The organism is Cupriavidus alkaliphilus (assembly GCF_900094595.1).
Taxonomy (GTDB): domain Bacteria; phylum Pseudomonadota; class Gammaproteobacteria; order Burkholderiales; family Burkholderiaceae; genus Cupriavidus; species Cupriavidus alkaliphilus.
The window spans coordinates 174,909-188,193 of record NZ_FMAD01000001.1 but is presented as its reverse complement, the minus strand read 5'-3'; the positions used below and the strand labels follow the sequence as shown (position 1 = coordinate 188,193).

Annotated in this window: 13 protein-coding genes; 3 read left to right on the top strand and 10 right to left on the bottom strand. The window is 66.4% G+C overall.

Annotated features, from left to right (window positions below):
• Positions 1 to 2 precede the first annotated feature (2 nt).
• The 8 genes from GA0116996_RS00875 to purB form a co-directional block, all read right to left on the bottom strand.
• Positions 3 to 1,010: a response regulator gene (locus GA0116996_RS00875; RefSeq protein WP_092306449.1), complete on the bottom strand. Its 1,008-nt coding sequence runs from the start codon at positions 1,008 to 1,010 to the stop codon at positions 3 to 5.
• Positions 1,007 to 2,146 carry a hybrid sensor histidine kinase/response regulator gene (locus GA0116996_RS00870; RefSeq protein WP_092306447.1) on the bottom strand — a complete coding sequence of 380 codons (1,140 nt, stop codon included), beginning with the start codon at positions 2,144 to 2,146 and terminating at the stop codon, positions 1,007 to 1,009. Before GA0116996_RS00870 ends, GA0116996_RS00875 begins: the two co-directional genes overlap by 4 nt.
• Positions 2,147 to 2,151: 5 nt before the next feature.
• Positions 2,152 to 3,483 carry a sensor histidine kinase gene (locus GA0116996_RS00865; protein WP_092306445.1) on the bottom strand — a complete coding sequence of 444 codons (1,332 nt, stop codon included), beginning with the start codon at positions 3,481 to 3,483 and terminating at the stop codon, positions 2,152 to 2,154.
• 22 nt (positions 3,484 to 3,505) lie between these two features.
• Complete coding sequence (locus tag GA0116996_RS00860) at positions 3,506 to 4,897, bottom strand: class I SAM-dependent methyltransferase (protein WP_092306443.1); 1,392 nt, start codon at positions 4,895 to 4,897, stop codon at positions 3,506 to 3,508.
• Positions 4,898 to 5,246: 349 nt separating this feature from the next.
• Positions 5,247 to 5,837, bottom strand: a complete 591-nt coding sequence (locus GA0116996_RS00855; protein WP_092306441.1) for a YceI family protein — start codon at positions 5,835 to 5,837, stop codon at positions 5,247 to 5,249.
• A gap of 74 nt (positions 5,838 to 5,911) precedes the next feature.
• Positions 5,912 to 6,493 (bottom strand): YceI family protein, encoded by a 582-nt coding sequence (locus GA0116996_RS00850; RefSeq protein ID WP_092306439.1) that lies wholly within the window; start codon positions 6,491 to 6,493, stop codon positions 5,912 to 5,914.
• Positions 6,494 to 6,558: 65 nt separating this feature from the next.
• Positions 6,559 to 7,113: a cytochrome b gene (locus GA0116996_RS00845; RefSeq protein ID WP_092306437.1), complete on the bottom strand. Its 555-nt coding sequence runs from the start codon at positions 7,111 to 7,113 to the stop codon at positions 6,559 to 6,561.
• A gap of 283 nt (positions 7,114 to 7,396) precedes the next feature.
• The gene (gene purB / locus GA0116996_RS00840) at positions 7,397 to 8,773 is read right to left on the bottom strand and encodes an adenylosuccinate lyase (RefSeq protein ID WP_092306435.1); all 1,377 of its coding nucleotides are present in this window, start codon (positions 8,771 to 8,773) and stop codon (positions 7,397 to 7,399) included.
• 356 nt (positions 8,774 to 9,129) lie between these two features.
• On the opposite strand from purB, the gene GA0116996_RS00835 reads away from it, so the two are divergent.
• Positions 9,130 to 9,744, top strand: coding sequence for a glutathione S-transferase C-terminal domain-containing protein (locus tag GA0116996_RS00835; RefSeq protein ID WP_092306433.1), 615 nt, complete (start codon positions 9,130 to 9,132; stop codon positions 9,742 to 9,744).
• Between the two features lie 71 nt (positions 9,745 to 9,815).
• Here GA0116996_RS00835 and mnmA read toward each other — a convergent pair whose 3' ends face one another.
• Together mnmA and GA0116996_RS00825 are read right to left on the bottom strand one after the other, a co-directional pair.
• A complete protein-coding gene (mnmA, locus tag GA0116996_RS00830) occupies positions 9,816 to 10,901 on the bottom strand; it encodes a tRNA 2-thiouridine(34) synthase MnmA (RefSeq protein WP_092306431.1) in 1,086 nt (361 codons plus the stop codon).
• A complete protein-coding gene (locus GA0116996_RS00825; protein WP_092306429.1) occupies positions 10,898 to 11,389 on the bottom strand; it encodes an NUDIX hydrolase in 492 nt (163 codons plus the stop codon). The genes mnmA and GA0116996_RS00825 overlap by 4 nt, the downstream gene beginning before the upstream one ends.
• A gap of 255 nt (positions 11,390 to 11,644) precedes the next feature.
• Between GA0116996_RS00825 and GA0116996_RS00820 the strand changes: the two genes are divergently transcribed.
• Complete coding sequence (locus GA0116996_RS00820; RefSeq protein ID WP_092306427.1) at positions 11,645 to 12,766, top strand: Re/Si-specific NAD(P)(+) transhydrogenase subunit alpha; 1,122 nt, start codon at positions 11,645 to 11,647, stop codon at positions 12,764 to 12,766.
• Between the two features lie 57 nt (positions 12,767 to 12,823).
• Complete coding sequence (gene panD, locus GA0116996_RS00815) at positions 12,824 to 13,186, top strand: aspartate 1-decarboxylase (RefSeq protein ID WP_018007908.1); 363 nt, start codon at positions 12,824 to 12,826, stop codon at positions 13,184 to 13,186.
• Positions 13,187 to 13,285 lie beyond the last annotated feature (99 nt).

The window sequence follows — 13,285 nt, the reverse complement described above, 5'->3', positions numbered from 1 at the left end:
CGTCAGGCCGGCATCGAGAAGCGCTCGATCCATGCGGCCAGGCGGTCGGAGGCGAAGCTCTCGCTGCGCGGGGCGGCGCGGCAGACGATGGTGTCGCCGTCGCGCACGAACTTCAGCGCGCCGCCGGCCTCTTCCAGCCACAGCAGGCTGGCCAGCCAGGCGGCGTGCTGCGCCGACACCGCGGTGCCCACGGGCTGGGACAGGAACTCGGCCAGCGCGGCCGGCTGGGTCCACACCACCGTATCGCCGTCGCGGCGCACCACCTCGCTGCCAAGCGCGTCGGCAATCACGGCGGCGGCATCGGCGGCGCCCTTGCCTGCATTGGCGCTGCGCAGCCCGGCCAGGCGGGTGCCGACGGCATGGCCGAAACTGCCGCTGCGCTCGGCTTCGGCGCGCACCAGGTCGGCATAGTCCATGCGCTGCCAGTCCGGATCAGCGTTACGGGCCCCGACCAGGTCGACCGCGGCGAGGTAGGTATCCACCGGCTGGAAATGGCCGGGGCCGATCAGGCTCGCGCACAGCGCGTGCAGCATGCCGATGCGGGTCGCCACGGTCTGGGTCTGCAGCACCGCCAGCTTCTCGCGCACCAGCTGGTCGCGCTCCTTGCGCAGGCCGGACATTTCCAGCGCCTGCTTGAGCTCCATGCGCAGCGCGGTGATGTCCCACGGCTTCTTGATATAGCGGTGGATCTGCCCCTGGTTCACCGCCTCGACGGTCTGGTCGAGTTCCGAATACGCGGTGGTCAGGATGCGCACGATATGCGGGTAGCGTTCGCGTGCATAGCGCAGCAATTCGTTGCCGTACTCGCCCGGCATGCGCTGGTCCGAGACCAGCACGGCCAGGCTGTCGGCGTGAGCGTCCAGCAGCGTCTTGCCCTCCTCCACCGAGCCGCCAGTCACCACCGGCGCCAGCGCACCGATCGCGCGCTGGAAATATTTGACGGCGGTGGCCTCGTCATCGACGAACAGAATCGCCGGGGGTGGTGCCTGGGTGGCAATCGGTTCGCTCATCGGTCACTCCTAATCATTCGATTCTTGATATTTGGAAAGTCCAGCGTCACTGTGGTCCCGGCTCCGGGCGCGGAGGCGATCCGGACACCTCCGCCGAAGGACTGCATGACGCGGTTGCAGAAAATCATCCCGAGGCCACTGCCGCCGGCGCTGGCGTGGGTCGTGACCGGATCGACCAGCAGGCGCCCCATCACCTCTGGCGGGATGCCCGGGCCGTTGTCGCAGATGCGGATTTCCTGGTTGGGCTGGGCTGTCACCACGAAGCGCAGGGACGGCTGGTCCACGCCCGCCAGCGCGCGCAGCGCGTTGCTCATGACCGAAGACAGCACCAGCGCGACGCAGTTGGGCAGCGTATGCACCGGGAAATCGCCCTGCATGTCGACGTCGACCCACTGGCGCTGCCCGCCGGTGAACGGATACGTATCCAGCAGCGACGCCACCAGCGCACCCGCGCTGACCTCGGTGCCGGCGTCGGCCGCCGGCGTCTTGCTGACTCCCGCGCTGTTGCGCACCGACTCCAGGAAAGACGACAGCACCGCCAGGCAATACTGGGCGTTGTCGTACATGGCGCCCGCGGCCTGCCCGATCTCGCCTTGCCGCTGCTCGCTGTAGTCGGCCTGGACGCGGCTTTCGATGCCGCGCGCGAAGTTGGCAATGGCGGCCAGCGGCGTGTTCAGTTCATGCGCCAGGAAGGCCAGGGTTTCGTCGATCGCCATCAGGCGGTGCTGGCGCAACGCGCGCTCCAGGTGGCGCTCGCCGGCCAGGTTCAGGACCTGGCGCACGTCGCTGACACTCAGCGGCTTTTCCAGGATGCGGAAGACTTCGCCGCTGTTGACGGTCCGCAACAGCATGTCCTTGTCGGCGTAGGCCGTCACCAGGATGCGCACGATCTGCGGATAGGCCTGCGCAACCTCGCGCAGCAGGTCGCCGCCATCGCGGCCGGGCATGCGGAAATCGGTGACCAGGATCGCGATGCGCCCGCCCTCGGCGCGCAGCGTCGCCATCGCCTCGTCGGCGCCGGCGGCAAGCAGGACCTCGTACTCGCTGCCGACCGCACGCGCAAAGTACTTGCGCGCCATGTCCTCGTCATCGACATAGAGGACGACGTTTGGCCGCGCTTGCTGGGCTTCGCTCATGCGACTTACTCCGCGCGAGGCAGGTCGAAGCTGAACGCGGCCCACTGGCCCAGTTCGCTTTCGGCAAACAGCTGGCCGCCGTGGCGCTCGATCACGGCATAGCTGATCGACAGTCCCAGGCCCAGGCCCTGTCCCACTTCACGCGTGGTGAAGAAGGGTTCGAACACCCGCGCCAGGTGTTCCGGTGCGATGCCGGGGCCGTTGTCGCGCACGGTCACGTGCAAGCGGCCTTCGGACCAGCGCACCGTGGTATGGATCGCGGGCGCGGTGGTGCCGGCCTTGCGCATGGCCAGCGCCGCGTTGGAAAACAGGTTGATCAGCACGCCGATGATGGCGGCCTCGTCGCCCAGCACCAGCGTGTCGGCGGGCAACTCGCGCGTTACCTTGACGCCGCGCAGCTCATGCGCGGTCAGGCGGATCGACGAATCCAGCGCCTTTTCGAACATGAACGGCGTGCCTTCCACCTCCGCGCCCGGCTTGCGGTAGGCGAAGGTCTTCAGGTCGGAAACGATATGCTGGATGCGCTGCATCCCCTGCTTGGCATCCACCAGGCATTCGGTCAGCGACTCGCTCTCCTTGGCCTGGGGCTCTTCCATCGCCACCTCGATCGCCATCAGGCAGAAGTTCACCGGATTGTTGACCTCGTGCAGCAGACCAGCGGCCAACGTACCGATCGCGGCCATTTTTTCCTGCTGCAGCATCTGGCCCTTGATGTCGACCAGCTTGCGGTTGATGACCTCGAGTTCGGCGTTCTTCTCGGCCACCTCGGCCTTGAGGCGGAACAGCATGAAGCGCGCACGCTCGTTGAAATAGGTGTAGACGGCGCTGGCCGCGGCGGCAAACAGCAGGAACAGCGAATTGACGATAAAGGTGCCGAGCGGCTCGATGCCGCCGGGGTGAAGCAGGCAGGCGAACACATACAGCAGGTATGAAAGCAGGCCGAACACCACGTTCTGCCACAGGCCGAACGGCAGCGCGATGCCGGAAGCAAAAATGGCCAGGTTCAGTCCCACGTAATAAGGCGAATGCACGCCTTCGGTCTGCGAGATCATCCAGGCAATCATGATCTGCGGCAGCAGCAGCCAGGTCAGCGTCAACCAGGGCGCGAAGCGGCGTCCGGCGGCGCTGTACAGGACCACCACGACCGCGGCGATCAGCAGCGACACCAGCACGCGTGCCACCGCAAAGGCAAACTGCTGCTGCGGATACTGTCCGTAGTCGAGGCCCACGCCCAGCAGGACCAGCACGATCGCGGTATAGGCGCCGCCGCGGCTGAAGGCCAGGCGAAAGTCGACCAGTTCGGACTGGTAGCCGGCGTAGAGTTGGTTGGTGCTCATGGCGTGGCCCGCTAGGACAGCCTCAGTCAATGGTGGCTTCCGCGAACACGTTGACCCCGGTGCTGTCGACGTAGACGCGGTGCGAATGCGAGTGCTCGGGCAGCAGTTGCGCCATGCCGGCATCGTCGCGGTAGATCAGGTACCACTCGAGCAGGTGCTCCATGCCGAATTTCTCCGGATTGTCGGCGTGGACGTTGGTCACCAGGATCTGGCCGCCGGAGCGCGAGCGCGAGGCGAAGTACGACAGCAGCCGGGCGCAGACCTTGTCCGACAGGTAGTCGAACAGGCCGGCGCAGTAGACCGCGTCGAACTCGCGTGCGGCGGCATCGTCCGGGGAGATGCGACGCTTGAGCAGTTCGTGCACCGACTGGTGCACCATCTCGACGGCAAACTTGTGGCCGGCGCTGTTGGCCGAGTGCTCGATCGACTTGCGCGTGTATTCCAGCGTCTCTTCGCTGAAATCGACCAGCTGGAACGACAACAGCTCCGGGTTCGGGTATTCGCGCACGAAGCGCTGGATTTCGAAGGCCGGGCCGCAACCGACATTGAGCACACGGAACGGCCGGCCGGCGGCGCGCGCGCGTTCGGCCTGGCGCGTGAGGAAATCGATCAGCAGGTCGATGCGGTTGCGGTGCGCGGTCGCCACCGCCGCCTTCAGGAAGGCGGTATTGACGATCTGGAAGTAGGTGGTCGGGCCTTGCTGCGGATCGCCCAGGATCTGGTTCACCATTTCGTAGTCGCCGGCATAGCCGAGCGGCTTGGTGAAGGTGCGATAGACGAACGGCGCGCGCAGCAGCAACGGATGCAGCGCCGACTGCGCGTAGGTGCGGTGCACCGGGGCAATTTCGGCGTCCACGCGCTGGGCCTCGCCCTCGAGCCAGTCCAGGTAGGTCTTGGTCTTGGCCATGATCGGCGTGGCCAGCTCGTAGAAGACGTCCTGGCGCAGCTTGCCTTCGGTCTTGGGCAGCGACTCGGTCAGGTCGACCTGTTCGACCCAGCGCGACACTTCGGACAGGAAGGCGCGCATCTCGTTGACCACGATCTGGTAGTCGCGCCGGATGTTGAAGCGCGTGTCCCAATCCTGCACGAACAGCTCGGCTTCGCGCGCGACCGACTTGGGCTCGTTGTTGAGATCGGACAGCTCGCGCCACTCGTCGATCAGCGTCAGCGACACCACCGCGGTCAGGCCGGTGTTGACCAGGCTCATCACCACGGCCTTGCCGAGATAGGCATTCTTGGCGCCCATGCGGACGCTGAGCTCGCTCAGCACCTCGCTGACCTGCACGATCGAATACGGGTTGTAGATTTCCATCACCAGAGACTTTCTCTGGAGATTGATGATCGTGCCCCGCACCTGCTCGCCCTGCGAGTTGCGGAAACTAACTACCGGATCGATTTGCGTTTTGGAGTACACGGTATAGCGCCAGGGAAAACCGGGAAACGCTGCGGGCCATACAGCCAGGGCAGAACGGCCGGGTACAGCATGAGGGGCGAGGGGGTCGCGGGAAGGCTACCGGTATCGGGACATGCAGCGAATGCTCATAGTGATGCGCTCTGGCCAGTTGCGGGCATGGCTGCCCCCCGCCGTGGCAGGAGTCGCAATACCCCGGATCAAGGTGGATTGCCGCGGGCCATTGTACTGTGCCCGTCGCAACTCGCACAACAAAGTGCCGTGGCGGCCCCCCCGCATGGTGCAATACAACAAAAAAGGCCGGCATGGGCCGGCCTTGACAGCAGTTTGCCCGCCGCAGCGGACCGCGCGCTCAGTCGGCGCGCACGCCTTCCACCTGGATGGCGAGCTTGACTTCGGGCTTGAAGCCCATCTTGACGCCATAGTCCAGGCCGAAATCGGTCCGGTTGAAGTGGCCCACGGCGTCGGCGCCGCAGGCTTCGCGCTTGAGCATCGGGTGCTGGATGCACTTGAATTCGCGGATTTCCAGCTTGACCGGCTTGGACACGCCGCGCAGCGTCAGCACGCCATCGACCTCGGTCGGCACGTCGCCCTTGAACTTGGAGAACTTGCCCTTGTAGGTGGCCTCGGGGAAGGCCTGCACGTCGAACATGTCCGGGCCCTTGGCATGCTGGTTCAGCTTGGCATTGCCGAAATCGATCGAAGCCGGGTCGATGTTGACCTCGACCGAGCCCGCCTTGGCGGCCCGGTCCAGCGTCACCACGCCGCTGGACTTGTCGAACTTGCCGCGCCAGGTCGACAGGCCGCCCAGGTGGTCGGCCTCGAAGCTGGGGTAGGTATGGGTCGGATCGAGGTTGTACGTCACGGTGTTGGCCGAAGCCACGCCGAAGGCGGCGGTTGCGGAAACGGCCGCGACGGCGGCAACGAGGGAACGCAGTTTCATGGTGTCTCCCGACAAATCAGGGTTGGGATGGAGCGGTTCAGGTAAGTCCTGGGTACGTCAGAGGTATGCCGGCCTTACTTCTTGGCCAGCACGATACGGAATTTGATCTGGACATCGTCGGCGACCACGGAGGTGTCCTTCCATTCGCCGTCGCCGATATTGAACGCGGTGCGCTTGATCGGCAGCGCGCCCTCGAACACCTGCGCGCCGCCCTCCTGGCGGTAGGTGGCTGGCACCACCACGTCCACGGTCTTGCCCTTGATGGTCAGCTTGCCGGCGACGTCGTACTTGCCCGGCGTGCCGTTCTTGATGCTGGTCGACTGGAACACCGCCTTGGGGTACTTGGCGGCGTCGAACCAGTCCTTGCCCTTCACTTCCTTGGTGGTCTCGGCATCGCCGATCTCGAAGCTGGCCACGTCGATCTCGATCTTGGCCGTCGATGTCGCCAGCTTGGCGGGGTCGAAGCTGACGTTGGCGTCGAACTTCCTGAACTTGCCCTCCATCGGCACGCCGATCTGGCGCGCCACCGCGGTGACCGAGCTCCTGGCGGCGTCGACCTGGGCCCAGGCCAGGTTGGCGGCGATGCCGGTGGCGGCCAGCACGGCGGCCAGGGTGGCGCGGAGAGTGGCCGAGCCGCGGCGGGAATGACGTTTCATCTGGGAAAACTCCTGTCAGGGACGGCGCAGGCGCGCCGCGGAACGAAAATGGTTGGCGCGCCGGGTCAGCGCAGGAACGGCAGCATCCGGCCCAGCGTGCCGTCGCGGTCGACAAACTGGTGTTTCACTGCCGCCGCCGCATGGACAACGACCACCGCGGCCATCAGGTAGTTCAGCCAGACATGGGTGAACTTCAGCACTTCCTTCAGCGCATCGCTTTTTTCGATCAGCGCCGGCATCTTCCACAGGCCCAGGTAGACCACCGGCACGCCCGCGGCCGAGCTGTACAGGTAGCCGCTGATCGGTACGATCACGATCAGCAGGTACAGCAGATGGTGGGCCCCGGCCGCCGCCCTGGCCTGCCACGCCGGGGTGCCGGACGCGACCGGCGGCGCGGCGTGGGTGGCGCGCCACAGCACGCGCAGCACGGCGATGGCGAAGATCGTCACGCCCAGCCACTTGTGCCAGGAGTACAGCTTGAGCTTGGTCGGCGTCAGCCCCGGAATGCCGGTCATGTACAGGCCCAGCGCGAACGCGGCGAATATGGCCAGCGCCACCAGCCAGTGCAGGGCAATCGCGGTGGCACCGTAGCCGGCGGGGGCAGTGGCGGTAGAACGCATCGAATTCCTCTCGCCCGCGGCAGGGGCGTTTCACAATTTTGGGGAAGGCTACGGCCGGATCCACCCGCCCGTGCGCTGACGATTCTCGCATTATTGCGGGCGGATGTGCGCCGGTGCAGGACAGTCCTTCATTAAGTTATTCAAATGCTTTGAAGCGACATTCTGGCGCAGGCGTCACAACCGCGCACCGAAGGCCAGGTAGAGCACGCTCAAAAGCAAAAAAAGCCATCCCGCGGGATGGCTTTCCGTTTCCGCCGCCTGCCTGGCAGCTGGAAAAGTGGCTTCAGATGCGCTCGGCGAGCGTCACGGCCTTGCCGATATAGCTGGCGGGCGTCATCTCCAGCAGCAGCTTCTTGGCGTCGTCGGGGATCGCCAGGCCGTTGATGAAGGTCTGCAGCGCTTCGCGCGAGATACCCTTGCCGCGGGTCAGCTCCTTGAGCTGCTCGTACGGGTTGGGCACGCCGAAACGGCGCATCACGGTCTGCACCGGCTCGGCCAGCACTTCCCAGCAGTTGTCGAGGTCTTCATCGAGGCGCTCCGGATTGGTCTCGAGCTTGCCCAGGCCGCGCAGGCAGGCCTCGTAGGCCAGCAGGCTGTAGCCGAAGGCCACGCCGATATTGCGCAGCACGGTCGAGTCGGTCAGGTCGCGCTGCCAGCGCGACACCGGCAGCTTCTCGGACAGGTGGCGCAGCACCGCGTTGGCCAGGCCCAGGTTGCCTTCCGAGTTCTCGAAATCGATCGGGTTGACCTTGTGCGGCATGGTCGACGAGCCGATTTCGCCGGCCTTGGTCTTCTGCTTGAAGTAGCCCAGCGAGATATAGCCCCACACGTCGCGGTTCAGGTCGAGCAGGATGGTGTTGGCGCGGGCGATCGCGTCGAACAGCTCGGCCATGTAGTCGTGCGGCTCGATCTGGATGGTGTACGGGTTGAAGGTCAGGCCCAGGCGGGTCTCGATGACCTGCTTCGAGAACGCTTCCCAGTCGAACGCGGGGTAGGCCGACAGGTGGGCGTTGTAGTTGCCCACGGCGCCGTTCATCTTGCCCAGCAGCTCGACCTGCTCGATGCGCTGGATCGCGCGCGCCAGGCGCGCCGCGACGTTGGCCATTTCCTTGCCCAGGGTGGTAGGGCTGGCCGGCTGGCCATGGGTGCGCGACAGCATCGGCTGGCTGGCATTGAGCCTGGCCAGCTCGACCAGGCGCGCGTGCACGCGCTTGAGCGCCGGCACCACCACGGCCTCGCGCGCGCCCTTGAGCATCATGCCGTGCGAGGTGTTGTTGATGTCTTCCGAGGTGCAGGCGAAGTGGATGAACTCGCTGGCGGCTTCCAGTTCGGCGTTGCCCTTGACCTGCTCCTTGAGCCAGTACTCGACCGCCTTCACGTCATGGTTGGTGACCGCCTCGATTTCCTTGATGCGGGCGGCGTCGGCCTCGCTGAACTTGTCGACCAGCGCCAGCAGTGCGGCCTCGGACGCGGCCGAAAACTTCGGCATGTCGGGCAGGCCGGCCTGCGCCAGCGCGATCAGCCAGTGCACCTCGACCTTGACGCGGTTGCGCATGAAGGCCGCCTCGGACAGCCATTCGCGCAGCGCATCGGCCTTGGCGGCGTAACGGCCATCGATCGGGGACAGGGCGGTGAGCGGCGAAAGCGAGGAGGAGGTCATGCTGGAAACCGGGAAAGGGAGGAATAGAAGAAGGCGAACAAGGGACGCCGCGGGGGCTGGCGCGGGCAGCGCTGGCGGGCACGGACGGGGCAATGCGCCCGTCACGCCGCATCGGCGGGCGGCCGGCGCTGCGCAACGCGCGATTTTACCACCCCTGCCCCGGCTCCGGGCGGCGGCACAGCGCGGCCGTGGGGCATCGGTGCGCGAGCCCGCATTCGCCATGCGGCGCGGGTATACTCGCGCACGCCGTTCCAGTAGCCTGTTATGAAGTGCATCGGGCAAGCCATCGCTGCCTCCCCCGCCGCCGCGCTGCCACCGAGCGACGATGCACTTCATAACAAGCTCAAGGGGAGAACATGAAGCTGTATGCATCCCGGACCAGCCCGTACGCGCGCAAGGTGCGCGTGGTCATGGCGGAGAAGAAGATCGAGTGCCAGCTGATCGAAGAGGACGTCTGGTCGCCTGAAACCCGGATCGGCCAGTACAACCCGCTGGGCAAGGTGCCGTGCCTGGTGATGGAAGACGGCGGCGCGATCTTCGATTCGCGCGTGATCGTCGAGTATGTCGACACGCTCACGCCGGTCAGCCGGCTGATCCCGCAGGGCGGGCGCGAGCGCCTGGAAGTGCGCTGCTGGGAAGCGCTGGCCGACGGCCTGCTCGACGCCGCGCTGCTGGTGCGCCTGGAGGCCACCCAGCGCGAGCCGCACGAGCGCAGCGAGCGCTGGGTGCAGCGCCAGCGCGGCAAGATCGACGCGGCACTGGTGGCCATGGCCCACGGCCTGGCCGACCGCCCGTTCTGCACCGGCACGCATTACTCGCTGGCCGACGTGGCGGTGGGCTGCGCGCTGTCCTACCTGGACTTCCGCTTCCCGGACATCGCCTGGCGCGAACGCCATCCGAACCTGGCGACGCTGGAAGAAAAGCTGTCGAAGCGGCAGTCGTTCATCGATACCGAGCCGCCGCGCGGCTGACGCCCAGCCCCGGATGAAACACACCCGCCTGGCGCGGGTGTTTTCGGCTGTGCCACGGCTTTGCCGGGTGCTTACTGGATAATGCCGCCTCCAAGGCAGACATCCCCGTCATACAGCACCGCCGACTGCCCGGGCGTGACCGCCCATTGCGGCTCGGCAAACGCCAGCGTCAGCGCCCCGGCGTCAACCGCCTGCACCGTGCAGGCGGCATCGCTCTGGCGGTAGCGGGTCTTGGCCGCCATCGCCGCACCGGCGGCGGGCGGCTCGCCGGCCACCCAGGACAGGTCCGACGCGGTCAGCACCGGCGTCAGCAGCCACGGATGGTCGTGGCCCTGCACCACGTAAAGCGTATTGTTCGCCATGTCCTTGCGCGCGACATACCAGGCGTCGCCGTTGCCGTCGCGGCTGCCACCCAGGCCGATGCCCTTGCGCTGCCCCAGCGTGTAGAAAGCCAGGCCGATATGCTCGCCGACCACCTTGCCCTCGGGCGTCTTCATCGGCCCCGGCTTGGTGGGCAGGTAACGGTTCAGGAAGTCGCGGAACGGACGCTCGCCGATAAAGCAGATGCCGGTCGAGTCCTTTTTCTTCGCGTTCGGCAAGCCGATCTCGGCGGCGATCTCGCGCACGCGCGTCTTCGGGATCTCGCCCAGCGGGAACAGCGTGCGCGACAGCTGCGCCTGGTTCAGCCGGTGCAGGAAGTAGCTCTGGTCCTTGGTATGGTCCAGCGCCTTGAGCAGCTCGAAGCGGCCGGCCGCGTTCTGGCGCACGCGCGCATAGTGGCCGGTGGCGATGGTTTCCGCGCCCAGCGACATGGCATGGTCCAGGAACGCCTTGAACTTGATCTCGGCATTGCACAGCACATCCGGGTTGGGCGTGCGGCCGGCCGAGTATTCGCGCAGGAAGTCGGCGAAGACGCGGTCCTTGTATTCGGCGGCGAAGTTGACCGCCTCCACGTCGACGCCGATCAGGTCGGCCACCGAGACCACATCGAGCCAGTCCTGGCGCGTGGAGCAATATTCGCTGTCGTCATCGTCTTCCCAGTTCTTCATGAACAGGCCGATGACCTCGTAGCCCTGCTGCTTGAGCAGCCACGCGGTGACCGACGAATCGACTCCGCCGGACATCCCCACCACCACACGCTTTGCGGCACCGCTCACGACTGCGTCCCCGCTTGCAGCACCGACGGGTGCGTGTACAGCGCGTCCAGCGCAAAGCGCTTGCCGGCCAGGTAGTCGTCCACGCACGCCATCACCAGCGGCGAACGATGCCGCTCCGGACACGCGCGCAACTCCTCGGCCCCCATCCAGACGGTGCGCACGATGCCGGTGTCGAGCTGGCGGCCGGCGTCGAGCGAGCCGAGGTCGCCGGTAAAGGCAAAGCGCACGTAGGTGACGTCGCCACCGGTGCGCGACGACAGCGAACGCCCCATGTAGCAGCCCAGCAGCGCGCGCGGCTCGAAGGTGTGGGCGGTTTCTTCCAGGGTTTCGCGGATCACGGCGCGGATCAGGCTTTCGCCCGGATCCAGGTGCCCCGCGGGCTGGTTCAGGCGCAGCCCCTCGGCGGTTTCCTCTTCCACCAGCAGGAACCGGCCGCCGCGCTCGATCACGGCGGCAACGGTCACGCTGGCATTCCAGTCACTTGACATGATGCTCAATTTTTAGGCAATCCCGCATTCTACCGGTTGCGAGCCCATCGTGCAGCGCGGCGGCGGGCGCCGGCGCGCCGTTCCAGGCCCGGCACAGGGTCCGCAAAAGCCGACCGCCCGGTCACCATTGCAAGTCAGATTCCTGTAAGCTGCGGAAAAATTGTGCGCTGCGGCTTAACCCGATCCGGCAGCGCGCACGGGCCAGACGTCGGTCCGTCCAACCAGACAAGACGCCAGCTAAAGGAGAAATTGACGATGTACATCGGCATCCCGCAGGAGACGCGGGCCGGCGAGACTCGCGTCGCCGCCACCCCGGAGACCGTCAAGAAATACGTTGCCCAGGGCCACAAGGTGGTGGTGCAGGCCGGTGCCGGCCTGAACGCCAGCCAGCCCGACGGCGCGTATGAGGCGGTCGGCGCCACCATCGGCAGCGCCGCCGACGCGCTCGGCGCGCAACTGGTGCTGAAGGTGCGCGCGCCCGATGCCGCCGAGCTGGCGCAGATGAAGCCCGGCGCGGTGCTGGTGGGCATGCTCAATCCCTTCGATGCCGAGAACAACGCGCGCATGTCGGCCGCCAGCATCACCGCCTTCGCGCTCGAAGCCGCGCCGCGCACCACGCGCGCGCAGAGCATGGACGTGCTCTCGTCGCAGGCCAATATCGCCGGCTACAAGGCCGTGCTGGTGGCCGCGCACCACTACCAGCGCTTCATGCCGATGCTGATGACCGCCGCCGGCACCGTCAAGGCCGCGCGCGTGCTGATCCTCGGCGCGGGTGTGGCCGGCCTGCAGGCCATCGCCACCGCCAAGCGCCTGGGCGCGGTGATCGAAGCCTCGGACGTGCGTCCCGCGGTCAAGGAACAGATCGAATCGCTCGGCGCCAAGTTCGTGGACGTGCCGTTCCTGACCGACGAAGAGCGCGAGATCGCGCAGGGCGTGGGCGGCTACGCGCGCCCGATGCCGCCGGACTGGATGAAGCGGCAGGCCGAGCTGGTGCACCAGCGCGCGCTCCAGGCCGACATCGTCATCACCACCGCGCTGATCCCGGGCCGCAAGGCACCGGTGCTGCTGCAGGAAGCCACCGTCGCGCAGATGAAGCCGGGCTCGGTGGTGGTGGACCTGGCCGCCGCGCAGGGCGGCAACTGCCCGCTGACGGTAGCCGACCAGGTGGTCAACCACAACGGCGTGATCCTGATCGGACATACCAACCTGGCCAGCATGGTCGCGGCCGACGCCTCGGCGCTCTACGCCCGCAACGTGCTGGACTTCCTCAAGCTGGTCGTCGACAAGGACGGCCAGTTCACGCTCAACCTCGAAGACGACATCGTCGCCGCCTGCCTGATGTGCAGGGACGGCCAGGTCGTGCGCGAGGCGGCGTAACTCCGACGGGCGCAGCGCGCCCACTGCTTTCGCTTCAGATATAAGGACGTATCACCCATGCAACGCATCATGCTCCGCGCCAAGCTCCACCGCGTCACCGTGACGCAGGCGGACCTCAACTACGAGGGTTCGTGCGGCATCGACCAGGACCTGCTGGACGCTGCCGACATGAAGGAGTTCGAGAAGATCGAGCTGTACAACGTCAACAACGGCGAGCGCTTCTCCACCTACATCATCAAGGGCGAGCGCGGCAGCGGCGAGATCTCGCTGAACGGCGCCGCCGCGCGCCGCGCGCACCTGGGCGACCAGCTGATCATCTGCACCTACGCGCCGATGACGGACGAGGAAATCGCCACCTACAAGCCCAAGATCATCCTGGTGAACGAGAAGAACGCGATCAAGGAAATCAAGAAGGTCTGAGTATCGCCCCCCTGAGGGGTTGCTCCCCTCTCCCGCACGCGGGAGAGGGAGCTCGCCACCGGCCCTTCAAGAGCCACGGGCCGTCGGCGCGCCCCGCCG

Coding starts and splice junctions, on each gene's coding strand:
- GA0116996_RS00865 (WP_092306445.1), bottom strand. CDS start 3,483: ATGAGCACCAACCAACTCTACGCCGGCTACCAGTCCGAACTGGTCGAC.
- GA0116996_RS00875 (WP_092306449.1), bottom strand. CDS start 1,010: ATGAGCGAACCGATTGCCACCCAGGCACCACCCCCGGCGATTCTGTTC.
- GA0116996_RS00820 (WP_092306427.1), top strand. CDS start 11,645: ATGTACATCGGCATCCCGCAGGAGACGCGGGCCGGCGAGACTCGCGTC.
- GA0116996_RS00870 (WP_092306447.1), bottom strand. CDS start 2,146: ATGAGCGAAGCCCAGCAAGCGCGGCCAAACGTCGTCCTCTATGTCGAT.
- purB (WP_092306435.1), bottom strand. CDS start 8,773: ATGACCTCCTCCTCGCTTTCGCCGCTCACCGCCCTGTCCCCGATCGAT.
- GA0116996_RS00835 (WP_092306433.1), top strand. CDS start 9,130: ATGAAGCTGTATGCATCCCGGACCAGCCCGTACGCGCGCAAGGTGCGC.
- GA0116996_RS00850 (WP_092306439.1), bottom strand. CDS start 6,493: ATGAAACGTCATTCCCGCCGCGGCTCGGCCACTCTCCGCGCCACCCTG.
- GA0116996_RS00855 (WP_092306441.1), bottom strand. CDS start 5,837: ATGAAACTGCGTTCCCTCGTTGCCGCCGTCGCGGCCGTTTCCGCAACC.
- GA0116996_RS00845 (WP_092306437.1), bottom strand. CDS start 7,113: ATGCGTTCTACCGCCACTGCCCCCGCCGGCTACGGTGCCACCGCGATT.
- panD (WP_018007908.1), top strand. CDS start 12,824: ATGCAACGCATCATGCTCCGCGCCAAGCTCCACCGCGTCACCGTGACG.
- GA0116996_RS00825 (WP_092306429.1), bottom strand. CDS start 11,389: ATGTCAAGTGACTGGAATGCCAGCGTGACCGTTGCCGCCGTGATCGAG.